Source organism: Parasphingomonas frigoris (assembly GCF_036663815.1).
GTDB lineage: Bacteria > Pseudomonadota > Alphaproteobacteria > Sphingomonadales > Sphingomonadaceae > Sphingomonas.
Genome location: NZ_JAXOJQ010000003.1, coordinates 31,638 through 54,268, shown reverse-complemented (window position 1 = coordinate 54,268; position 22,631 = coordinate 31,638). Strand labels below are relative to the sequence as shown.

Sequence of the window (22,631 nt, the reverse complement as noted above, 5' to 3'; positions counted from 1 at the left end):
GATGTTGAAGCAGGAAATCGAGGACGGCCAGGCATCGCTCGCCGATCCGGCATTTCGCCAGGACGTGCTGCGCGGCTTCGACGCGCGGCCGCGGGCGATTCCGGCGCGCTGGTTCTACGACCGCGCCGGGTCCGAGCTGTTCGAGGCGATCACCGACCTGCCCGAATATTATCCGACGCGGACCGAGACGGCGATCCTCCGCGCCTGTGCGCCCGACATCGCGGCGCGCGCCGGCGAGGGCCGCGCGGTGGTCGAGTTCGGATCGGGATCGTCGACCAAGACGCCGATTCTGCTGCAGGCGGTGGCGCCGGCGGCCTATGTCCCGATCGACATTTCGGGGGATTTCCTGCGCGAATCGTCGGCGGGGCTCGCCTCGGCGTTTCCCCGGCTGACGGTATTGCCCGTCGAGGCCGACTTCATGCATCCGATCGCGCTGCCGATGCAGGTCGCGGACACGCCCAAGCTCGGTTTTTTCCCGGGATCGACGATCGGCAACATGATCCCGCATTCGAGCGTCGACCTGCTGCGCGCGATGAAGGAATCGCTCGGCGAGGGCGCGATGCTGGTGATCGGGATGGACCGGATCAAGGACAAGGCGACTCTCGAAGCGGCGTATGACGATGCGCAGGGCGTGACCGCTGCGTTCAACCTCAACCTGCTCACGCGGATCAATCGCGAGCTGGCGGGGACCATTCCGGTCGATCAGTTTCGCCATCGGGCGATCTGGAACGACGATCGCGCGCGCGTCGAGATGCATCTCGAGGCGACCGCCGACATCGCCTTCACGATCGAGGGGCGGCCGTTCGAAATGGCGGCCGGCGAGACGATCCACACCGAGAACAGCCACAAATATGGCCCGCGCGACGCGCGTATCCTGCTGCGCGCGGGCGGCTGGACGCCGATCGCCGAATGGACCGATCCCGAGGGGAAGTTCGCGGTGATCCTCGCCGAAGCGCAGGCGGCGCGGCACGCACCGTAAGACCTTCCCCGCCGCGCCAAATCCGCTATCGACCCGTCAAACACGCATAGGAGCGGACGCATGGATACGGTCGGAGTCATCGGGGCAGGGCAGATGGGCGCGGGGATCGCGCAGGTTTCGGCGCAGGCCGGATACCGCGTCTTGCTCTCGGACATGAACCTCGCGCGCGCCGAGGCGGGCAAGGCGGGAATCGCCAAGCAGCTCGACCGCGCGGTCACCAAGGAAAAGATCACGGCCGCGGCGCGCGACGCCGCGCTGGCGCTGATCGAGCCGGTCGAGAGCGTCGCGGCGATGGGTCCGGCGTTCCTCGTGATCGAGGCGGCGACCGAGCGCGAGGAGATCAAGCGCGCGATCTTCGCCGAAGTCGGCAAGGTGATGGGACCGGACGCTGTGCTGGCGTCGAACACCTCGTCGATCCCGATCACGCGGCTCGCGCAGGCGGCACCCGATGCCGGGCGCTTCGTCGGGGTGCATTTCTTCAATCCGGTGCCGGTGATGGGGCTGATCGAGCTGATCCGCGGGCTCGCCACCTCGGACGCGACGGTCGCGCTGGTCGAAGCCTATGCCGCGCGGCTCGGCAAGCAGGTGGTCCGCGCCAACGACGCGCCGGGGTTCATCGTCAATCGCGTGCTGATGCCGATGCTCAACGAGGCGTGCTTCGCGCTGGGCGAGGGCGTGGCGACGATCCGCGATATCGACCTGGCGTGCCAGCTGGGGCTCAACCATCCGATGGGGCCGCTGACGCTCGCCGATTTCATCGGGCTCGACACGTGTCTGGAGATTACGCGCGTGCTGTTCGAGGGGACCGGCGATCCCAAGTTCCGTCCGGCGCCGGTGCTCGTGAAATATGTCGAGGCGGGGTGGTTCGGGCGCAAGACCGGGCGCGGTTTCTATGACTATTCGGGGCCGGAGCCGGTGCCGACCCGGTGAATCACGCAAGCCCCTCCCCTGAAGGGGAGGGGCTTGCGCGTTACGCTGGCCGGCGCATCTCGAAGCGGGTGTCCTCGCCGATCTCGAAATAATCGGCCGGGCCGCCACCGCGCAGGATCGGGTGCGCCGCGGCGGTGCGGTACGCGCCGTCCGCGATCAGATGCGGCGCGATGTGGATGCCGACGACCTCGCCGAGGATCAGCCAGGTGTCGATCTCGGCGCCATCGGCGCCCTGCAGGCGCAGCGTCTGGGTGTGGCGGCACTCGAACGCGACAGGGCTGGCTGCGACGCGCGGCGGGGCGACGATCCGCGAGGGCGCCGGCTCAAGGCCAGCGAGATCGAATTCGTCGACCCCCGCCGCGACCATCGCCGCGCTCGCATTCATCGGTTCGGCGAGCGCGCGCGTCGCGAGGTTCCAGACGAACTCGCCGGTCGCGGTGATGTTGGCGACGCTGTCCTTCCAGCCGATCGAGGCGAAGCCGACGATCGGCGGGCGATAGTTGAGCAAGGTGAAGAAGCTGTACGGCGCGAGATTGCGCGTGCCGTCGGCGGCGAGCGAGCTGATCCAGCCGATCGGGCGCGGCGCGACGATCGCATTGAGCGGATCGTGCGCGAGGCCGGGCACGCCGGCATGGCCGTTGCGCGGTTCGTAGAAATGCAGGTCAGACATGATCGGGCGGCCCTTGGCTCATAGGTGCGGTCGTGTTTGCGGTTTCGCCGGCGCGTGGCTGCGACTAGGGTGTAACCAAGCCGCCGCGTGGCGCGAACAGGGATTTGCATGACCGACGAACCCCAGCCGCCTGCGGGACAACCCGCCGCATCCCAGGCCGTTCCCGCGGGGACTCCGGTCTATCGCCATCGTCTTGCGACGCGGATCTGGCACTGGGTCAATGCGGTGACGATCGTCATCATGATCGGCAGCGGGCTGACGATCCTCAACGCGCATCCGCACCTCTATTGGGGCGAATATGGCGCGAATTCGGATCATCCGTGGTTCAATCCGCCGCACATGCCGTCCTATCTGACGATCCCGGCGGGCTACAATCTGGCGATCGCGCGGCGCTGGCATCTGCTGTTCGCCTTGGTGTTCGGCTTCGGCCTGCTCGCCTTCATGGTGGCGAGCCTGATCAACCGCCATTTTCAAAAGGATCTGCGGATCCGACTGAAGGAGCTCGCGCCGGCGCATCTGTGGTTCGATTTCAAGGAACATCTCGCGCTGCGCTTCCATGATCCCAAGCATCCGGGCGCGTTCAACATCTTCCAGAAGCTGTCCTACGCGCTGACGATCTTCGGGCTGATCCCGGCGATGATCGTGTCGGGGCTGGCACTGTCGCCGGCAATGACCGCGGCGTGGCCGTGGCTGCTCGCGGTGGTCGGCGGGCGCGCGTCGGCGCGCTCGGTGCATTTCATCGCCGGATCGGGGCTGGTGCTGTTCATCATCGTGCATCTCGTCCTGGTGATCCTCGCGGGCGCCTGGCCCGAGGTGAAGTCGATGGTGACGGGCTGGTGGCGCGTTCCCGACGATGGGCGGCCGGAGGAAGTGGCATGAGCGCGATCCTGACGCGGCGTGCGCTGCTGACCAGTGGCGTACTCGGTGCCGGTGCGTTGCTGACCGGCTGCGACAGCGCGGCCAACAACCCGGCGTTGCGCAAAATCCTGTTCTCGGGCGAGAAGATCAACGAGGGGCTGCAGCGCGCGCTGTCGAACCGCGGCAGCCTGGCGAAGGAATATCGCCCCGACCAGATGTCGCCCTTCTTCCGCACCAACGGCACCAACAACCCCAACACGCCCGAATATGGCGCGATGGTCGCCGATCGCTTCGCGCACTGGCGGCTCGAGGTCGGCGGGCTGGTCAATCGGCCGCTTGCGCTGTCGCATGCGCAGTTGCTGGCGATGCCGGCGCGGACGCAGATCACGCGGCACGATTGCGTCGAGGGGTGGAGCGCGATCGGGCAGTGGCACGGGCCGCTGCTCGGCACGGTGCTCAAGGCGGCCGACATCCGCACGACCGCGCGCTACATCGTGTTCACCTGCGCCGACCTCTTTTCCGGCCAGCATTATTACGAATCGATCGACCTGATCGATGCCTTCCATCCGCAAACGATCCTCGCCTGGGGGATGAACGGGCATCTGCTCGATGTCGGCCACGGTGCCCCGGTGCGGCTGCGCGTCGAGCGGCAGCTCGGCTACAAGCAGGCGAAATATATCATGCGGATCGACGCGGTCGCATCGCTCGCCGGAATCGGCAAGGGCAAGGGCGGCTATTGGGAGGATGCGATCGATTACGATTGGTATGCCGGCATCTAGTCGCTAAATGCGCCCGGATATGGCTCTTATCGACTTGTTTCTCGCCAAGCGCGTCCAGCGCGGTACCCTCACCGTCCACCATGCCGATGGCAAGACCCGGCAGTTCGGCACAGCGCATGCCGGCTTTCCCGATGTCACGATCCGCTTCACCGACCCCGGCGCGGTGAAGGCGATCCTGCGCGATCCCGGGATCGGCGCGGGCGAAGCCTATATGAACGGGCGGCTGGTGATCGAGCAGGGCGACGCGCGCGATCTCATCTCGCTGCTGACCGCGAACGACCCGTGGGAAGCGGGCAATAACGGCCTTGCTGCCTCGCCGCTGCGCCGCGCGATCCAGGCGGTGACGCACCGCTTCGGCCGGATCAACATGGCGCGCCAGTCGAAGCGCAACGTCGCGCACCATTACGACCTGTCGGACCGACTCTACGATCTGTTCCTCGATGCCGACCGGCAATATAGCTGCGCTTACTACACCGACCCCGACAACAGCCTTGAGCAGGCGCAGGACGACAAGAAGGCGCATATCGCCGCCAAGCTCGCGCTCAAGCCGGGGATGACGGTGCTCGACATTGGCTGCGGCTGGGGCGGGATGGCGCTGTATCTGCACCAGCACACCGGTGCCGACGTGCTGGGCGTGACGCTGAGCGAGGAGCAGCTGAAGGTCGCCCGCGAGCGCGCGGTCGCGGCGGGCGTGGCCGACAAGGTGCGCTTCGAGCTGATCGACTATCGCCATGTCACCGGCAAGTTCGACCGGATCGTCTCGGTCGGGATGTTCGAGCATGTCGGCCCGGCGAACTACGCGACCTTCTTCCGGCAGTGCCGCGACCTGCTGAACGAGGACGGCGTGATGCTGCTGCACACGATCGGGCGCGCGGGTGGCCCCGGCGTCACCGATGCGTGGACCGCGAAATATATCTTCCCCGGCGGCTACAATCCGGCGCTGTCGGAGATCGTCGCGGCGAATGAGGGGCTGCGCTTCATGATCACCGACGTCGAGGTGCTGCGGCTGCATTATGCCTATACGCTCGACGACTGGTACGACCGGGTGGTCGCCGCGCGCGAGCAGATCGTCGCTCTGTATGACGAGCGCTTCTATCGAATGTGGCAATTCTACCTCGCCGGGGCAGGGCAGGCGTTCCACAATGGCGGGATGGTCAATTACCAGATCCAGTTCGCCAAGAACCGCCATGTCCTGCCGATCACGCGCGATTACATGATCGAGGGCGAACGCGCGATGCGGGCGCTCGCGGTTGCGCATGCCGCGCGGGTCGCATAGGGCGCACCCGCGCCAAAACCGAAGGATTCGCTCGCATGACTGACCAGATCAACCGCGTCGTCCTCGCCTATTCGGGCGGGCTCGATACCAGCGTGATCCTGAAATGGCTGCAGCAGACCTACAAGTGCGAGGTCGTCACCTTCACCGCCGATCTCGGGCAGGGCGAGGAGCTCGAGCCCGCGCGTAAGAAGGCCGAGATGGCGGGGGTCAAGCCCGAGCATATCTTCATCGACGATCTGCGCGAGGAATTCGTCAAGGACTACGTCTTCCCGATGATGCGCGCCAATGCGCTCTACGAAGGGCTGTATCTGCTCGGCACCTCGATCGCGCGGCCGCTGATCGCCAAGCGCCAGATCGAGATCGCGCGGATGCTGGGTGCCGATGCGGTCAGCCATGGTGCGACCGGCAAGGGTAACGATCAGGTGCGCTTCGAGCTCGGCTATTATGCGCTCGCGCCCGACATTAAGGTGATCGCGCCGTGGCGCGAGTGGGACCTCACCAGCCGCACCAAGCTGATCGAATTCGCCGAACAGCACCAGATCCCGGTGAGCAAGGACAAGCGCGGCGAAGCGCCGTTTTCGACCGACGCCAACATGCTGCACACCTCGTCGGAAGGCAAAGTGCTCGAGGATCCGTGGGACGAGGTCCCCGACTATGTCTATTCGCGCACGGTCAATCCCGAGGACGCGCCGAACGAGCCCGAGACGATCACGATCGATTTCGAGGGTGGCGACGGCGTGGCGATCAACGGCGTCGGCATGTCGCCCGCGACCTTGCTCGAGACGCTCAACGAGATGGGCCGGCGCCACGGCATCGGCCGGCTCGACCTGGTCGAGAATCGCTTCGTCGGCATGAAGTCGCGGGGCATGTACGAGACGCCGGGCGGGACGATCTATCACCTCGCGCATCGCGGGATCGAACAGCTGACGCTCGACCGGGGTGCCGCGCACCTCAAGGACGAGCTCGCGCCGCGCTATGCCGAGCTGATCTACAACGGTTTCTGGTTCAGCCCCGAGCGCGAGATGCTGCAGGCGGCGATCGACCATAGCCAGACCGCGGTAACGGGTACCGTTCGCCTGAAGCTCTACAAGGGCAACGTTTCGGTCACCGGGCGCAAGTCGCCTTTCTCGCTCTATTCGGAGAAGGTCGTGACGTTCGAGGACGATCAGGGTGCGTACGACCAGCGCGATGCGGCCGGTTTCATCAAGCTGCAGGCACTGCGGCTGCGGCTGCTCGGCCGGCGCGACCGCGATTGATGCCGAAGCCGCCGTTTGCCCGGAGCGCGATAGGAAGGCGCCCGGTCTAACGCGGCTTTAACCCCCTGCGGCTAGAGCGGGGGAATGGGTGGTCTCGATCTTCGTCGGTCAGCGTGGAGTGACGCGTTGTGCGCCACCGCGCTTGCGGCGCTGTTGTGCGCGGTGTGGGCGTGGCGCGACTGGCCGGCGCTTTCGGCGCTGCGCTTGCCCGATACCGACGACATGCTGCGCTTGCAGCAGATCCGCGACTGGTTGGCTGGGCAGGCGTTTGCCGATCTCAGCCAGCACCGGCTCGGTGCGGCCCCGGGGTTGGCGATGCACTGGTCGCGGCTGCCAGATCTCGTTCCCGGTGCGATGATCGCCCTGCTCACCCCGCTGCTCGGCGCGCACGGCGCCGAGCTGGTGGCGGTGATCGTCTGGCCGACGCTGCTGTTTGCGGGCGCGCTGCTTCTTATAGCGCGGATCGCGCGCTTGCTCGGCGGCAGCGCAATCGCGCGCACAGCCGTGGTCGTCGCGGCGATTGCCTTTCCGACAACGACGATCTTCCTGCCCGGGCGGATCGATCATCACGGGCTGCAGGTCGTCTTGTTGTTGATCGTGGCCCGTGGGTTGGTCGCCCGACCGGCGATCGAGCCGGGTCTCGTGGCCGGGCTCGCTGCGGCGGCGAGTTTCGTGATCGGTATGGAGACGGCGCCGCTGCTCGCTGCGGCAGGGGTGGCGCTCGCGATCGGATGGTTGCAGGCGCGACCGGGGGCCGACGACCGGATGATGGGATTCGGGATCGGGATCGGCGCCGGTCTGCTGGCCGCGTCGATCCTGTTCCGGCCGACCTTGTGGGATTTTTCGGCGTGCGACGGCTTCACGATGACGGCGTGGCGCGCCGGGGTGATCGCCGCCTTCGCGCCGATGGGAATGGCGCTCGCCGCGCGCGACATCGCCAGCCCGGCGACGCGCGCTGTGCTTGGTGCGATCATTCTCTGCCTGATCGGTGCGGGGATTGTGCTGGTCGCGCCGCAGTGCCTGTCGCCTTATGGGATGGTCGACCCGCTTCTGGCGCGGCTGTGGCTGAGCAACGTCGGCGAGGCGCAACCGCTGTTCGCGGCATCGCTGCCGACCGCCTTCGGCTATGCCGGGGTGATGGGCGCGGGGGTGCTGGCGAGCGCGTGGCAGCTGCGCGTGACGCGCGACCTGCGCTGGTCTTGCCTGTTGCTGCTGCAACTCGCCGCCTTGGTGCTGACCTGCGTGCAGTTGCGCGGTGCCTATGCCGGGGCAATTCTCGCGGCGCCAGGTCTCGCGGCGGTGATCGCGGCGGCACGGCGGCGCGGGGCAGTGGCGATGGCGGGAGCGTGGCTGGCCTCGGCTGGGATGCTCTATCCGATCGCAGCGCAGGCGATCGTACCTGCGGGGACACCCGGTCGCGATCTGCCCGGAGACGGCTGCAGCGGGCCGGCGGCGTTGGCGGACCTCGCAAGGCTGCCGCAAGGGCGGCTGCTCGCGCCGCTTGACCTGGGTGGCTTTGCGATCGGCGCCACGACCTTGCAGGTGGTCGGCGCGCCTTATCATCGCAACACCGCGGGCAACCTGGCGGTTTACCACTTCTTTCTCGGCAACCCGGTGCAGGCGGCGCGGGTCGCGCAGATCTGGCAGGTCCGGTATGTCGCGCTGTGCGCCGACGGCTTCGGCGATGCCGGCAGCGGCTCGATGGCGCAGGCGCTGCGCCGCGGCGCACCGCCGCCGTGGCTCCGGCCGATCGCTACCCAAAATCAGCAGCTTGCGCTGTACCGCGTCGAACCCGGCTTGTTTCCGGAGCGACGCTCGCGGTAAGACCCGGCCAATGCAGGGGAACACCGACACGCCGCGCTGGTGGGAGACACGCTGGTTCGTCGTCGCCGCAATCCTCACGTCCGCCGTGCCGCTCTTGTGGCCGGCATTCGCCCCGCTCAGCGACATGCCGGGTCATATCGGACGCTATCGCATCATGGCCGAAGCCGGGCGCGGGCCGCTCGCGCTGCATTATGCGGTCGACTGGGCGCCGATCGGCAATCTCGGGGTCGACGGGCTGGTTCTGCTGCTCGCACCGCTGTTGGGGATCGAGCCTGCCGCCAAGCTGACGGTGATGCTAATACCGCCACTAACCGTCGCGGCCTTGCTATGGGTCGGGCGCGAGGCGCATGGGCGCATGCCGCCGAGCGCACTGTTCGCGCTGCCGCTCGCATACAGTTTCCCTTTCCAGCTCGGTTTCGTCAATTTCGCGTTGGCCGCGGCGCTGGCGATCGGCGGGCTGGCGCTTTGGATCCGCTTGGCGCGGACCGCGCCGCTGTGGTGGCGGATCGTCCTGTTCGTGCCGATCGCCTGCCTGGTGTGGCTGTGCCACAGTTTCGGGTGGGCGATGCTCGGTCTGTTCGTGTTCGGCGCCGAATGGGCGATGCGGCGCGATGCGGGGCAGGGCTGGATCCGTGCGGCGCTGCTCGCCGGCTGCGTCTGCGCGCCGCTCGCATTGCCGCAGGCTGCGGCGATGGCGTTCGCGCACCAGCCGCTTTCGGGCGACACGGGTGACTGGTTCCATTGGACTGCCAAGCTGCAATGGACGGTTTCAGTGCTGCGCGAGCGGTGGGAGAGCTATGATCTCATCAGCCTGATCCTGCTCCTGTCCCTTGTGTGGTTGGCGATCCGCTCGCCGCGGCTGGGATTTGCGAAGACGGTGGCGGTGCCGGCGGTGCTCGGCCTGATGGCCTTCATTCTATTGCCGCGTCTCTATGCCGGCGGAGCCTATGTCGACATGCGTCTGCTGCCCTACGCGCTTGCGCTCGGGCTGGCCGCGATCCGGCTGCCGCCCGCGGGCCCGCTGGCGGGACGTTTTGCGCTCGGCGGCGGTCTGTTCTTCGCGATGCGGACGCTCGGGACGACCGCGGCCTTCGCTCTGTTCGCCTCGGGCCAGGCGGCGGCGCTGCGAGCGCTGCCGGCACTCCCGGTCGGATCGGCGGTGCTGACGTTGGTCGACGAGCCGTCCAGCGGGCAATGGTCCAATCGCCGCTTCACCCATATCGCCGGTATTGCGATCGCGCGGCGACGGATCTTCACAAACGAGCAATGGGCGTTGCGCGGCCAGCAACTGATCCGTCCGCTGCACCCGAGCGCGGCCCCGCTCGACCGCGATCCATCGCAACTGGTCTATCGACCGGTGCCCGAGCAGACCGATTTCGACCAGGCGATCGCGTCGTTCGACCGCGGAACCTTCGGTTATGTCTGGACGATCGGCTTTCCGGTAGGGCGGGCGCATGCGCGCGACCTGACGCCGATCTGGTCGGACGCAGTCTCGGCGGTTTACCGCGTCGACCCGCGCGGCTCACCGTCGGCGCGGCCCGCAACCCTTGTCGCGTCGCCCGTTTCGCCGGTAAGGCGCTAGCATGGCGTACGACGGTTCAGACGAGCTTCATTGGTGGCAGACGCGTTGGTTCGTGGCGGCGATGGCCCTGATCGCGATGCTCCCGCTGCTGCGCCCGGAGATTCCGCCGCTGGTCGATCTGCCCGGGCATATGGGGCGCTATCGCGTCCAGCTTTCGCGGGATGAATTTCCGTGGTTGTCGGATTGGTATAATTTCAGCTGGCAACTGATCGGCAATCTCGGGATCGACATTTTGATCATCCCGCTGGCCAAGCTGTTCGGGCTCGAGCCGGCGGTCAAGCTGATCGTCATCATGATCCCCGCGCTGACGGTCACCGGCCTGCTGTGGATCTCGCGCGAGGTGCATGGGCGGATCCCGCCGACGGCGCTGTTCGCGCTGCCGCTCGCCTATAGCTACGCCTTCCAGTTCGGCTTCGTGAACTTCGCGCTGTCGATGGCGCTCGCACTCAACGCCTTCGCTTTGTGGCTGCGGCTCGCGCGGCACCAGCGCTACCGATTGCGCGCGGCGATCTTCGTGCCGCTGTCGTGCGTGATCTGGCTGTGCCACACCTTCGGCTGGGGCGTGCTCGGCGTGCTCGCATGCTCGGCCGAGATGGTCCGCCAGCACGATGCGCGCGTCGACCGCGGCCCGCTCAGCTGGATCAAGGCGTGGCTGCGCGCCGGGCTCGGCTGCATCCCGCTCGCGCTGCCGCTGGTGCTGATGGTGCTGTGGCGCAGCGGCGAGCATGTCGGCGGGCAGACCGGCGACTGGTTCAACTGGCGCGCCAAGATCGGCTACATGACGATGGCGCTGCGCGACCGCTGGGTCGCGTTCGACATCGGCGGCATGGCGATCCTGCTGCTGATCCTGTTCCGCGGCTTCCGCGACCCGAGCGTCGAATATTCGCGCAACCTCGGCCTGTCGGCGCTGTTCCTGCTCGCGGTGTTCATCCTGCTGCCGCGGATCGTGTTCGGATCGGCCTATGCCGACATGCGGCTCGCGCCGTTCATGCTCGCGATCGCGGTGATCGCGGTGCGGCCCAAGAAGGGGCTGTCGATCCGCGGCAGCGCGGCGCTCGCCGCCGCCGGGCTCGCCTTCGTGCTGATCCGCATCGCGGCCGGCACGGCGAGCTTCTGGATGTTCGCGCAGGATTACGACCGCGAGCTGAAGGCGCTCGACCATCTGCCGGTCGGCGCCAAGCTGGTCACCTTCGTCGGCGCGCAATGCGGCGCGCCGTGGACGATGACGCGGCTCGAGCATCTCCCGGCGATCGCGCTCGAACGCCGCGCGGCCTATGCCAACGACCAATGGTCGATGGCCGGCGCGCAGCTGCTGACGGTCCGATATCAGCGCGCGCAGCGCTTCGCGCACGACCCGTCCGAGATCGTCACCAGCGTGCAATGCCCGCGCGAATGGTGGCGCCCGATCAACAAGGCGATGGCGCGCTTCCCGCGCAACGCGTTCGACTATGTCTGGCTGATCCGCCCGCCGGCCTATGACGCCAAGTTCAACCAGGGGCTGGTCGAAATCTGGCGCGACGGGTCGAGCGTGCTGTTCCGCGTCGACCACAGCCAGAGCGGGATCGCGATCAGCGACGCCGACCTGCGCACCGCCCGGCCGCGCCCGACGCCGTTTTGAGCCGCTCGGCGGACTAGCCGGCGAGCCCGGCGTCCGCCGTTTCGGCGGCGATCGCAGCGGCGGGCGGGGCTGCGATCGCAGCGCGCTGCGCCATGGCCGGACCGACGACCTGTGGCGCCAGCAGTACGGCAATCCGCTCGGCAATGTCGGCAGGCGTCTCCTGCCCGACCGCGACCGGCGGGTCGCCGCGGCCCGGCAGCACGACGCCGCCGCCGAACAGCGCCGCGGGCGTCGGCGCGCCGATGCGGCCGAGCGCGATACCGTGGAGCGCGATACCGAGCGGCGCCAGCTCGCGCGCGAGCGTGGCGTTCAGCTGCGACGCGCTGCCGCGCTCGACCGAAATCTCGTGCAGCGCCGAGACGTTGACGATGCCGCCGCGCGCGCCGGCGCCCACCGCGCCGAGCGCGCCACACGGCGCCAGCGCGCGGGCAAAGCGGCGGCACGTCAGGAACGGCGCATAGAGGTCGGCGCGGACCGTCCGCACGAAATGCGCGATCGAGAGATCGGCGATCTGCGGCCCGCGCAGGTCGGTGCTGGCGGCGTTGACGAGCGCGCGCGTCACGCCGAAGCGCGCCTCGCTCGCCGCGAACAGCGCTTCGACCGCGTCCGGCTCGCCGACGTCGCCGGCCACCGCGAGCGCGCGGGCGCCGCTCGCGCGGATCGCGGCGCACAGCCGCTCGGCAGCGGCATGATCCGATCGATAGGAGAGCGTGATCGCGCCGAACATCCGGGCCAGGCGCCGCGCGCAGGCAATGCCGATGGCGGTCTCCCCGCCGGTGATGATCAGGGTCGACCCGCCGTGATAGTCCATGGATAGGTCCGATATGGTCCCTAAACATAAGGTTCAACTAACAAATGTTTCATCAACCGCCGCGCGCGACCTGCCTAGCGGGGCTGGCCTCGCGCCGCGGCGCACGCCATGATGCGGCACGACAGCAAGGGAGACGGGCATGCCGATCAAGCGCGAAATGCTGGTGCGGCGCGGGGCGCTCGACCAATTGGCGATCAACGACACGCTCGCGTCCGAAGCGGGCGAGGGCGAGCTGCTGCTGCAGATCACGGCCTTCGCGGTGACCGCCAACACCGTGACCTATGCGGTGGTCGGCGAGCAGCTGCGCTATTGGGATTTCTTCCCCGCGGCCGAGGGCTGGGGGATCGTTCCGGCATGGGGCTATGCCACGGTGATCGACTCGCGCGTCGCCGAGATCGCGGTCGGCGAGCGGGTCTATGGCTTCATGCCGATGGCGACGCACCTGATCGTCCGGCCCGGCAGGATTTCCGCAGGGCTGTTCCGCGACATGGCGCCGCACCGCCAGCCGATGAGCGCGATCTACAACCAGTATCGCCGGCTGTCGGCCGATCCGGCGCATGACGCGGCGCACGAGGATTTGCGGATGCTGTTCGAGCCGCTGTTCCTGACGAGCTTCCTGATCGAGGACACGCTGCGGCGCGACGCCTTCCACGGCGCGGGGAGCGCGGTGCTGACCAGCGCATCGAGCAAGACCGCGCTCGGCACGGCATATGTGCTGCGCCGGAACAGCCCGGGCATCCGCCGGATCGGGCTGACCAGCGCGGCCAATGTGGGGTTCGTCACCGCGACCGGGCTGTACGACCAGGTGATCGCCTATGACGCGCTCGGCGCGCTTGCCGGGGGCGGGGCGGCAGTCGAGATGGGGGCCGACATGGGGGTCGGAATGGGCGCCGACACGGGCGGCGGCGTGGTGGTGATCGACATGGCTGGCGATGCCGCGCTGCTGCGGTCGCTTTATGCCGGCATGCCGGGCCGGTTGCGGCACTGCCTGCGCGTGGGCGCGACGCATCATGACGCGGGCGGCGAGACGGGCCTGCTCGCCGGCCCCCGGCCGGTGTGGTTCTTCGCGCCCGACGCGGCGACCGCGCTGATCGGCGAGATCGGCCAGGACGGCTTCAACGCCGCGGTGGCGGAGGCGTGGCGCGGCTTCGTCGCGCTTGCCGGCGGGCTGGTCGGCGTCGAGCAGGAGACGGGGATGGACGCGCTGCAACGCGTCTGGCGCGCGCAAGTCGCGGGGACGGCGCGGCCGGACCGGGGGTATGTCGTGCGGATGTGAGGGGGGCGGTTAGTGACGGCTTGCGCCCAATAGCCGTCGTTCCGTAAATGAGGTAGACCGCTCGTGGCGAAGCGCACCGTGACAAGGGAAACGCGGTGGTGGGAATTGTCCGGAAAGCGGCCCTTGCCGATGCCAACCGGAAGATTTGGTAGGTTCGAAACCTACTTCGCCGCTACACGCTTTGAAGGTCGGCAGCCGACCATAATCGGCCATTCAGCGCTACTCTGCTGTCTCGTATTCCGCTCGCCGCTCCAACCAACAGTCGTCACCGTTCAGGTTGGACCGCATCCAAGTATCGAACTCGGCGAACGTAACTTGGTGCGGATGAATGCTCGGTAGCCCTCTTGCGAGAGAACGCTTTTCATGAGCCGCAAGCGCTTGGTGGAAGGACCAGAGCGCCAGTTGTTGCCAATCGTCATCCTGCGGAAACGCGTTCTCATGGGTCCGGTATATATTATTGGCCGCATTCGGATCGGAGACATCAACCATTACGGGCCAAAGCGCCTTGGTGGTTTCAAACAGAGCGATTTTGTCGATCGTCATGGGTGCCTCTCGGCGCAGGTAGTGCCCCGACACGGCGCGATCCGCAACGTCCGCTTTCCACCAACTATCGCCTTTCGATGGCCGCGCGCGCGTAAACGACGCCCCAAAGCCGACCGACAGCTAACGGGCGTAAAAGCAGCCGGTCTCAAATCGACCAATTGCGGACATTGCATACGAAGCTATGATCTCTCAAATGCGCATGACCATCTTCCTGATTGCCGCCTGTTCAACCATCGGTTCGGCATTGTTCGCGAAGACCGTCGATACGACCGGCGTATGCTTTCGCCGCCTCAGTGGCCTTGATCGTCAGGGCATGGTGATCAATCGGTATGAAGCAGTCATCGTCCGAAGCTCTTCGTCCGTCGCGAGCGACATCGCGAGGGTCACGCGCGTGTCAGGAAGGGGCGATCCACTATCAAGCCCAGACATGACGGCGAACACTTGGATTGGTGCGTCGATTTCGGACACGATGTTCGATGGGATGAGCAAGGAAAACTGCTCGAAGCTGCCAGTTCTCAGGCGGGCAAAGCCCTGATTGGCTACGTCCGCTTCCCACCACTTCTTGCCATTCGACCGCCGCCAGGGCGATCGCCATTCCCGAATGCGGTCCTGCAGCTATCGGGCGGGCAAGCGGTCGGGTCGAAATCGACTGATTGCGGACGAAAGCTGGTGTTTGCACGTTGCCCAATCCGCCCCTAACATCAGCGCGTCTCTGGCGCGGGAGCGGAGGCCAATGTGGTTGACCTCAGGCGAACCAAGCCGGACGAGACTGGAGGAGAGGAAGATGCGCAGCGGTATCAGCATGTGTTGGCTGTCCTTATCGGAGCCGTTGCCAGCCCCACCTTCGCGCAGCGACTGGATCAGCCCGGAAGCATCGCTGAAGGCGGCGAAACGAAGACACTTTCGCCAGAGAGTGTCGCCGCGCGCTGCGCGCGAGCCAACTATCGCATGAAGGCCAAAGTGGAATGTGCTCGTAGCGATGCAGATCAGGCCGAGCAGGTTCGAAGGCGTTCCCGTCGCAGTTAAGCGTATGGCTCCTAGAGGGGCGCGGAGCGGACGTGCGTAGCCGATCCGTGCCGTACGGCGCCTACGGCAGGACCCGGCCTGAGGGCTGAAAGCGGATCGAGTCGGTTACCGGCAAAGGCGAGGTTCCTGTCCGAAACTCGAACGGGGTGTCTGCGGGCGCCGGCCGGGGCCGTCGGCGCCGGCTCCGGTGCCGCTGGCTCCGCAACCGTCAGAACTGGATGCCGCGCATCATCGACGTTTTCACCAGATCGATCGCCAGCGCGCGCAATTGCTGATCGTTCAGGATCATGCGGATCCGCGAGCTGGCCTCGGGCTCGAAGGGGAATGCGCCGCCGGCGATCCGCGCGTTGATGATGACGCCGTCCTCGGTCGGCTGGTTGCTCCATTCCAGCAGCGTGCCGCGCGGATCGGCCGGTGCGTACGCCATCGTCTCGCAGGCCCGGGCGAGCGGGCGGGGGCGGTCGTACGCCTCGCACGGGATGAAAATGTCCGAGCTCGTCAAGTCGATCTTCCCCGTCGTAAGACTTCGCCCGATCCTGACCGCGCGTTGCTTCAGAATTGCGATCACATCGCTTCGCCCTGATGTCGCCGATGTCCGACCGAAGACGAGATTTGCTCGCGATCGAGTTCCCGGACGTATTCGGTTAGCAGGCGACGCGAGACGTCATCATTGACGCTTTCGATAATACGCTGCGCGCGCGCCCGCTCGATCTCGATATAGATATCCCGTGACACGTATAACTCCGCATTGACCCCCGTCTGACTTGATTGATAAAGCGTTAATTATAGTTAATTTTTCGTTAATTTTTTGGGGTGGTGCGGCCAAATCCATTGCCGGCGCGACCAGTTGAGTCGCGTGCCCGTGCGGCGACCGGTGCGGCGGTGCGGTCGGCGGTCGTCCCCCCGACGCCCCGCCCCGTCGCTGCGTGCCTTGTCGCGCGGGGGGCGCTGCCGCTAAGGCGCCGGGCATGCAGATCGACTTTCTCAAGACGCACGGGTCGGGCAACGACTTTCCGCTGATCGATGCGCGCGCGCTGACGCTCGCCGATGCCGATTGGGCGCGGATCGCGGTGGCGCTGGCCGATCGCGGCGGGAGCGTCGGGGGCGACGGCATCCTGCTGCTGACTGCGGGCGATGCGACGCACGATTTCGGGATGCGGATGTTCAATTCGGACGGGAGCGAGGCCGAGACCTGCCTCAACGGCCTGCGCTGCGTCGCGCGTGCGGGGTTCGAGGCGCTCGGGCTCGACGCGGCGCGGGTGCGGCTCAAGACGTCGGACGCCGCGGTGGCGCGCGACCCCGAGCTGGCGCCGGGGGTGGTGACGATCCGCGAGGTCGCCGGGCCGGTCGATCTTACGGTGGCGCACTGGCCGCTGCGCGGCGCGGCCGAGCGGATCGTCGAGGCGGCGGTGCCGCAGCTCGGCAGCGACCGGCTGTTCACCGCGGTGGCGATCCCCAACCCGCATCTCGTCAGTTTCGTGGAGGCGGTCGACGAGGCCGAGCTGGTCGCGCTGGGCGAGCAGTGCGAGGCGGCGCCCGCCTGGCTGCCCAACCGCGCCAACGTCTCGTTCGTCGAGGTGCGCGGCTCGAACATGCTGTTCGTGCGGACCTTCGAGCGCGGCGTCGGGCTGACCGACAGCTGCGGCAGCGCGATGGCGGCGTCGACCTATGCCGCCTGCCTGACGCGGCGCTGCGGCTTCGGCACCGAGATCACCGTGCTCAACCGCGGCGGGCTGGTCCGCGCCAAGGCGGGCGAGGACGGGATGGTGCGGCTGTCGGGCAATGCGACGGTCGAGTTTGCCGGCTCGGTCGCGGTCGATCTCGCCGCGCGGACCGCCGGGCCGGTGCGCGTGACGCAGCAGTATGACGCGGAGAGCGCGGCGTGGCGCGCGCTGGTCGATACGATCAGCTGAGGTTCAGCCACGCGCGCTAGATCGGTCCGGTCCGGTCGCAACCAACGCCGCTGATGGTCGTTGGTGCCCCGTAACGAATGGAGGTCCCGATGCGTCGTTTCCCGAAACTTGCCCCCGCGCTCGCGCTGCTGATCGCGGGTTCGAGCCTGGTCGCCACCACGCCGGTGCTCGCGCAGACGCGTGCCGACGACCAGCGCTTCCAGGCGGCGCAGCAGCGCTTCAACAACGAGCTCAACATCTTCCGCGGCGAATTCGATCGTTATCAGGCGGCACGGGCGCGCGGCTATGGCGATCCGCGGCCAAGCTATGACCCGCGTTACAACGATCCGCGCTACGCCGACCCGAGCTACGACGATCGCGACGAGGGCAATTACGACCCGACGCGCTATTATCGCACAGGCCCGACCTATCAGGAGCGCGTGCTGACGAGCGACGACCGGATCTATCGCGGGAGCGACGATCGCTTCTACTGCAAGCGCAACGACGGGACGACGGGCCTGATCGTCGGCGCGGTCGGCGGCGGCGTGCTCGGCAACGTGATCGACGGCGGGCATTCGCGCGGCGTGGGCACCGTGCTCGGCGCGATCGCCGGCGGGCTGGTCGGCAAGAGCGTCGACCAGAACAATGCGCAGGTGCGCTGCCGCTAACCTGCCTGGTACAAAGCGCTTGACATCGTCACGCTCTTCCGGTACATAACAGGAACGCTGCAGAAATGCGAGTCGGGCCGGGGCGGCAACGCTTCCGGCCCTTTTCGTAGGCGCGGCAGATCCATAGCGGGGGAGGAGCGGCGAGATGACGGAGACGGACACGCACGGGCTGCAGGTCGGCGCGGCGCTCAACCGGCGGGTGCAGCTGCGCCGCGAAAACCCGCGCGGCTGGACCGCAGCCAAGCGCAACGCCTTCCTCGACCATCTCGCCGTGACGAGCAACGTCACGCACGCCGCGCAGAGCGTCGGCATGTCGACCGTCGCCGCGCATACGCTGCGGCGCCGCGACGCCGGGTTCGCCGAGGCGTGGCAAAAGGCGCTCGACGACGGCTACGCCCATCTCGAAGCCGCGGTGCTCGCGCAGGCGATCGGCCAGCAGGCCGACCCCGAGCGCAGCGGCGACCCCGAAGCCCGCCCGGTCGATATCGAGCTCGCGCTGCGCATGCTCGCCGCGCGCAAGGGCGGGGCGGGCAGCGGGCAGCCGCGCGGACCGGCGAGCGTCAAGCGCGTGCCGATCGAACAGGTCACCGCCGCGCTCAAACGCAAGCTCGACGCGCTGGCCAAGCGGCTGGGGCGCGGCTGATGGCGCGCCGCACCCCCCCAAAGACCGCGCCGGCAAAGACCGCGCCCCCGAAAACCACGCCCGCGAAAACCGCCGCCGCGCAGGCCGCGCTGCGCGGGCAGGTCGAACGCCTCGCCGCGATCGACCCGGTCGACCGCGCGCGGCTGCTCGCGCGGCTGCCGCAGCCGGTGCTGCGCAGCCTCGACGAGGCGTGGTGGCTGTGGGCGCATCCCGGCCAGTTCGCCCCCGAAGGCGCGTGGCGCGTGTGGCTGATCCGCGCCGGCCGCGGCTTCGGCAAGACGCGCGCGGGCGCCGAATGGGTCAGCGAGATCGCGCGGCAGCTGCCCGGCGGACGGATCGCCCTGGTCGGCGCGACCGTCGACGACGTGCGGCGCGTGATGATCGAGGGCGAGGCCGGGCTGCTCAGCGTCGCGCGCGCGGGCGAACGGGTGACCTATCACCGCACCGCCGGCGAGGTCGAATTCGGATCGGGCGCGCGCGCCGCGATCTTCTCGGCCGCCGCGCCCGAGGGGCTGCGCGGGCCCGAACATCATGCCGCCTGGTGCGACGAACTCGCCAAATGGCGCTTCGGCGAGGCGGCGTGGGACAATCTGCTGCTCGGCATGCGGCTCGGCGCCGACCCGCGCGTGCTGGTGACGACGACGCCGCGCGCGGTGCCGCTGCTGATGCGCGTGATGGCCGATCGCGGCACGGTGCAGACGCATGGCCGCAGCCACGACAACCCGCATCTGCCCGACGCCTTCCTCGCCGCGATCGAGGCGCAATATGGCGGCACGCGGCTCGGCCGGCAGGAGATTGACGGCGAGCTGATCGAGGATCTCGACGGCGCGCTGTGGAGCCGCGCGCTGCTCGACGATTGCCGCGTCGCGGTGGCGCCGGAATGCGTCCGCACCGTCGTCGCGGTCGACCCGCCGGCGGGGAGCGAGAGCGGCGAGGGCGACGCCTGCGGGATCGTCGCGGTCGCGCTCGGCCGCGACGAGCGCGGCTATGTGCTCGAGGATGCCAGCGTCGAGGGGGCGTCGCCCGAGGGCTGGGCGCGCGCGGTCGCCGCCTGCGCCGCGCGCCACCGCGCCGACCGCGTCATCGCCGAACGCAACCAGGGCGGCGAGATGGTGCGCAGCGTGCTGCTCGCCGCCGACGCGACGCTGCCGCTGGCGCTGGTCCATGCGCGGCACGGCAAGGGCGTCCGCGCCGAGCCGGTCGCGACGCTCTACGAACGCGGCAAGGTGGCGCATGTCGGCGCCTTCCCCGCGCTCGAGGCGGAATTGTGCGCGCTGACGGCGGGCGGCGCGTATCGCGGGCCGGGCCGATCGCCCGACCGCGCGGATGCTTTGGTGTGGGCGCTGACCGAGCTGATGATCGCGAAGCGGCGGGCGGCGCGGGTGCGGCCGTTGTGAGAGGGGCGGTGGTGGGAACGGGCGTTGGCAGACACATTCATTACCGCCCACTGACGCTGTTCAACTCTACCTCGGCATCTGCGGCCTGTCGCATGAAGCGCTCATGCGCGGCGACGGCCTTTCGGGTTGGGGGCGGGCCGCCAGCGCGAACTCCTGTCCAAGTAGGATCGCGCGGCGCCGATCCCTGCGGCTGACAACCCAGCGCTGTGAAGAGGTTAGGGAGGTCCGTACGGGTGCGGCCTGTCGGATGCAGCATCGCCGACTGGACACGGATGCAGCGCTGGTCGTTCCACTCGCTCTGATCAACAGCGTCGTTGGCAGCGAAGAACAAGACGACCGCTCCAGACGCGATAACTCCGGCAACCATCCAAAGGTACACTCGGGGCGGGTCGCGCCGCCTGAAAACGGTGGCGGGTAACAGGCCCATGATCAGGAGCATGCCGCCCAGAAAGAGGTGCTCGAGTGCTACGAAGCGCTGGGCGGGCTGAAAAACGTAGGCCGCAACTGCCGCAACTGCCGCAACTGCCGCCAATCCGACCAGCCCAGCGTCGAAGCTTGCCAGATCGCCTTTCGTAGCCGCCTTCGGTTTACCCGTCAGAAACTTGCTGACAGCCTTCACCAATTCCCCTTTCCATGCCGAGCCCAACCGATGTCTACCATCAGGCGCAATGAAGCGCATACAGCGAAGCGTCGCCCACCCCTGAAACAGGTAGCATTTAGGCGGATCTGAATGTCTAGAATTAGTCGATTTCGTCCCGGCAGCTTTTCCGCCCAATAGACCCGCTTTAGAGATCGACGATCTTCGTTCAGACACGTGAATGTCGGAATCTCGTGCGCAGCGGTTGGGCAGCTTTAGGCGTGCGATGGCGGTGGAATATGGATGGTCTGCTGTGGATGGAAGCGCGAGACCGCCGCTAACCCTGCACCCTAGAAGGAGCCAGAGATCTAAGGTTTACCGGCTAGCGTTGGCTGCACTTCAAATCGATTGTCCGGCGGTCAAGGTCCCTGAGGGTTCCTCCGAGTTTTGCTGATTCACTGTCCCAGCATCGCTGCTTCGGGGTGCGTTCATCCCTCGGTCTAATCGGCACGATATAGATGGGGGGTGTCGGAATTGGCACCTCGGCTGCGGGCGTAGCCTGTGCTGCTCGAGATTGGGCTCCGCTTTTCGAGGAAGTTTCGACATGGGCCGAAACAACCGAAAATATCGCCAGCATGATTGTGCCTGACATCAGAAAATCGCCCACCTTTTCCCCGATGACATTGGTCTGGTAGATGAACGACTGCAACCAGTTACCGCGTGAAGATCGGCGCATGTCGCAGATTAGTCTATTTCTGCCTGACTGCTTTTCCGCCCGGCAGCCGCCGGTCCGCTTTCGGGCGATGCTGACTCGGGACAGAGCTTGGAACGGCAATAGGTGGTGGGAAGCTGCCGTCGCCATGATTGACTAGCAAGGCCAGGTAAGGACCATTGCTGCCTCAAACGTGGCCAAGCCTGACCCGCTGACGAAAACCCCGCGCCGATATTTCTCGACGTATGCCGCTGCTATCGCTCGTACTTGATCACCGAAGCTGAAAAATTCTCTCATTATGCAAAATCGGTAGCGGGTATCGGAGCCATCTTTTATGCCGGACCGCTCCATTGCGACGCGCGCAACGACGAAACAGGTTTGCGCATCCGTTGGCCTTGAACGCTTTACCGAATCTACAGTTATCGATGCTTTCAGGCCCGTCGCCATATAGGCCTCGCAAGCTGCATTAAGTTCAGCCGGGGTTATTACGTGCGGGCTTGATTTCGCAGTTTTCGCATAGCAGGGCCCGGCCGTTGCGATCATTACGGAGAAGGACAGCGCCGTAACTTTGATGCGATTCATTCAATGATGATGATGCACCTCTGGAATGTCTGCAAGTGGGCGTTATCTGCCGGTCCGCACCCCCCCCCCTAGCGCAACTCCGCCTCGACCGCGCAGCCGCGGTCGAGCAACGCGGCGACGATGATGGCGTAGGGGCGGTGGCAGCTGTCCCAGGCGGTGTCGCGCGGGGCCTCGGCGGCGGCCCAATAGGCGCGCAGCGGCGCGTCGTCGCGCAGATAGGGGTAGAGCACGCGCAGCGCGAGGCGGACGTCGGGGGTGGCGATCGCGGTGCCGTGCGGGCGATAGGCGGCGGCGTGGAGCACGGCGAGCGCGAGGTTGAGCAGGATCGTCTCGCCGCGCTTGCGGCGCAGCGCGACGCGGTCCTGGCTGAACGGCAGCGCCTCGACCTGCGTGTCGCGGCTGCCGCAGTTCGGGTTCCAGCACGGCAGGCTCGCGCGCACCGCGGCCCACTCGAGGCTGCTGCGCTGGAGCATGCACTGGTGGATCAGCGCCTCGCGGTCGCACAGCCGGACGTGCCCGCAGGCGCGGCACGTCACGCGCACTGCGGCTTCGATCCGGCGCAGGTCCGGGAGGGTCTTGATGGGGCCGACCATCGCGGCGTTGAAGCATGACGGCGGGCGATTCGGCCAGAACATAATAAGAACATATGCAGCGAGGATCACTGTCGTCGCGATGGAAGCCTGCCATTCTCCTGCGTTTGCAAGAGCATCGGGTGCTCGCCGTGAAAGGGGC

At 67.3% G+C, this 22,631-nt stretch carries 22 protein-coding genes; 15 read left to right on the top strand and 7 right to left on the bottom strand.

From position 1 onward, the window contains the following. Position 1 precedes the first annotated feature (1 nt). Both egtD and U1872_RS10475 read left to right on the top strand, forming a co-directional pair. Positions 2 to 979, top strand: coding sequence for an L-histidine N(alpha)-methyltransferase (egtD, locus tag U1872_RS10480; protein ID WP_332792853.1), 978 nt, complete (start codon positions 2 to 4; stop codon positions 977 to 979). Between the two features lie 60 nt (positions 980 to 1,039). After that, a complete protein-coding gene (locus tag U1872_RS10475; protein ID WP_332792852.1) occupies positions 1,040 to 1,909 on the top strand; it encodes a 3-hydroxybutyryl-CoA dehydrogenase in 870 nt (289 codons plus the stop codon). Between the two features lie 40 nt (positions 1,910 to 1,949). Here U1872_RS10475 and U1872_RS10470 read toward each other — a convergent pair whose 3' ends face one another. Beyond that, positions 1,950 to 2,579, bottom strand: coding sequence for a flavin reductase family protein (locus U1872_RS10470; protein ID WP_332792851.1), 630 nt, complete (start codon positions 2,577 to 2,579; stop codon positions 1,950 to 1,952). Positions 2,580 to 2,687: 108 nt separating this feature from the next. On the opposite strand from U1872_RS10470, the gene U1872_RS10465 reads away from it, so the two are divergent. The 7 genes from U1872_RS10465 (at position 2,688) to U1872_RS10435 (ending at position 11,772) form a co-directional block, all read left to right on the top strand. Beyond that, positions 2,688 to 3,458, top strand: coding sequence for a cytochrome b/b6 domain-containing protein (locus U1872_RS10465; protein ID WP_332792850.1), 771 nt, complete (start codon positions 2,688 to 2,690; stop codon positions 3,456 to 3,458). Continuing rightward, positions 3,455 to 4,216: a molybdopterin-dependent oxidoreductase gene (locus U1872_RS10460; protein WP_332792849.1), complete on the top strand. Its 762-nt coding sequence runs from the start codon at positions 3,455 to 3,457 to the stop codon at positions 4,214 to 4,216. The genes U1872_RS10465 and U1872_RS10460 overlap by 4 nt, the downstream gene beginning before the upstream one ends. A 19-nt stretch (positions 4,217 to 4,235) precedes the next feature. Beyond that, entirely contained in the window at positions 4,236 to 5,492 is a 1,257-nt protein-coding gene (locus U1872_RS10455) for a class I SAM-dependent methyltransferase (RefSeq protein WP_332792848.1), read from the top strand. Between the two features lie 35 nt (positions 5,493 to 5,527). Next, on the top strand, positions 5,528 to 6,748 hold the full coding sequence (locus U1872_RS10450) for an argininosuccinate synthase (protein WP_332792847.1): 1,221 nt from the start codon (positions 5,528 to 5,530) through the stop codon (positions 6,746 to 6,748). A 126-nt stretch (positions 6,749 to 6,874) separates the two neighbouring features. Continuing rightward, positions 6,875 to 8,572: a hypothetical protein gene (locus tag U1872_RS10445; protein ID WP_332792846.1), complete on the top strand. Its 1,698-nt coding sequence runs from the start codon at positions 6,875 to 6,877 to the stop codon at positions 8,570 to 8,572. 10 nt (positions 8,573 to 8,582) lie between these two features. Further along, on the top strand, positions 8,583 to 10,154 hold the full coding sequence (locus U1872_RS10440; protein ID WP_332792845.1) for a hypothetical protein: 1,572 nt from the start codon (positions 8,583 to 8,585) through the stop codon (positions 10,152 to 10,154). A gap of 1 nt (position 10,155) precedes the next feature. Beyond that, complete coding sequence (locus U1872_RS10435; RefSeq protein ID WP_332792844.1) at positions 10,156 to 11,772, top strand: putative glycosyltransferase family protein; 1,617 nt, start codon at positions 10,156 to 10,158, stop codon at positions 11,770 to 11,772. A 13-nt stretch (positions 11,773 to 11,785) separates the two neighbouring features. Here U1872_RS10435 and U1872_RS10430 read toward each other — a convergent pair whose 3' ends face one another. Further along, on the bottom strand, positions 11,786 to 12,583 hold the full coding sequence (locus tag U1872_RS10430) for an SDR family NAD(P)-dependent oxidoreductase (RefSeq protein ID WP_332792843.1): 798 nt from the start codon (positions 12,581 to 12,583) through the stop codon (positions 11,786 to 11,788). A gap of 139 nt (positions 12,584 to 12,722) precedes the next feature. On the opposite strand from U1872_RS10430, the gene U1872_RS10425 reads away from it, so the two are divergent. Continuing rightward, entirely contained in the window at positions 12,723 to 13,859 is a 1,137-nt protein-coding gene (locus U1872_RS10425) for a DUF2855 family protein (protein ID WP_332792842.1), read from the top strand. A 219-nt stretch (positions 13,860 to 14,078) separates the two neighbouring features. Here the strand turns inward: U1872_RS10425 and U1872_RS10420 are convergent, their stop codons facing one another. Next, entirely contained in the window at positions 14,079 to 14,402 is a 324-nt protein-coding gene (locus U1872_RS10420) for a hypothetical protein (RefSeq protein WP_332792841.1), read from the bottom strand. 193 nt (positions 14,403 to 14,595) lie between these two features. On the opposite strand from U1872_RS10420, the gene U1872_RS10415 reads away from it, so the two are divergent. Then, entirely contained in the window at positions 14,596 to 14,937 is a 342-nt protein-coding gene (locus U1872_RS10415; protein ID WP_332792840.1) for a hypothetical protein, read from the top strand. A 699-nt stretch (positions 14,938 to 15,636) separates the two neighbouring features. Here U1872_RS10415 and U1872_RS10410 read toward each other — a convergent pair. Both U1872_RS10410 and U1872_RS10405 read right to left on the bottom strand, forming a co-directional pair. Beyond that, positions 15,637 to 15,930 (bottom strand): hypothetical protein, encoded by a 294-nt coding sequence (locus U1872_RS10410; protein ID WP_332792839.1) that lies wholly within the window; start codon positions 15,928 to 15,930, stop codon positions 15,637 to 15,639. Positions 15,931 to 15,992: 62 nt separating this feature from the next. After that, positions 15,993 to 16,163, bottom strand: coding sequence for a hypothetical protein (locus U1872_RS10405; RefSeq protein WP_332792838.1), 171 nt, complete (start codon positions 16,161 to 16,163; stop codon positions 15,993 to 15,995). 233 nt (positions 16,164 to 16,396) lie between these two features. On the opposite strand from U1872_RS10405, the gene dapF reads away from it, so the two are divergent. From dapF to U1872_RS10385, 4 genes are all read left to right on the top strand, one after another. Next, positions 16,397 to 17,341, top strand: a complete 945-nt coding sequence (gene dapF, locus U1872_RS10400) for a diaminopimelate epimerase (RefSeq protein WP_332792837.1) — start codon at positions 16,397 to 16,399, stop codon at positions 17,339 to 17,341. 89 nt (positions 17,342 to 17,430) lie between these two features. Continuing rightward, positions 17,431 to 17,988: a glycine zipper 2TM domain-containing protein gene (locus U1872_RS10395; RefSeq protein ID WP_332792836.1), complete on the top strand. Its 558-nt coding sequence runs from the start codon at positions 17,431 to 17,433 to the stop codon at positions 17,986 to 17,988. A 145-nt stretch (positions 17,989 to 18,133) separates the two neighbouring features. Further along, positions 18,134 to 18,631: a hypothetical protein gene (locus U1872_RS10390; protein ID WP_332792835.1), complete on the top strand. Its 498-nt coding sequence runs from the start codon at positions 18,134 to 18,136 to the stop codon at positions 18,629 to 18,631. Then, positions 18,631 to 20,028: a DNA-packaging protein gene (locus tag U1872_RS10385; protein ID WP_332792834.1), complete on the top strand. Its 1,398-nt coding sequence runs from the start codon at positions 18,631 to 18,633 to the stop codon at positions 20,026 to 20,028. Before U1872_RS10390 ends, U1872_RS10385 begins: the two co-directional genes overlap by 1 nt. 40 nt (positions 20,029 to 20,068) lie before the next feature. Here U1872_RS10385 and U1872_RS10380 read toward each other — a convergent pair whose 3' ends face one another. After that, a complete protein-coding gene (locus U1872_RS10380; RefSeq protein ID WP_332792833.1) occupies positions 20,069 to 20,647 on the bottom strand; it encodes a hypothetical protein in 579 nt (192 codons plus the stop codon). A gap of 1,320 nt (positions 20,648 to 21,967) precedes the next feature. Further along, on the bottom strand, positions 21,968 to 22,534 hold the full coding sequence (locus U1872_RS10375) for a hypothetical protein (RefSeq protein WP_332792832.1): 567 nt from the start codon (positions 22,532 to 22,534) through the stop codon (positions 21,968 to 21,970). Positions 22,535 to 22,631 lie beyond the last annotated feature (97 nt).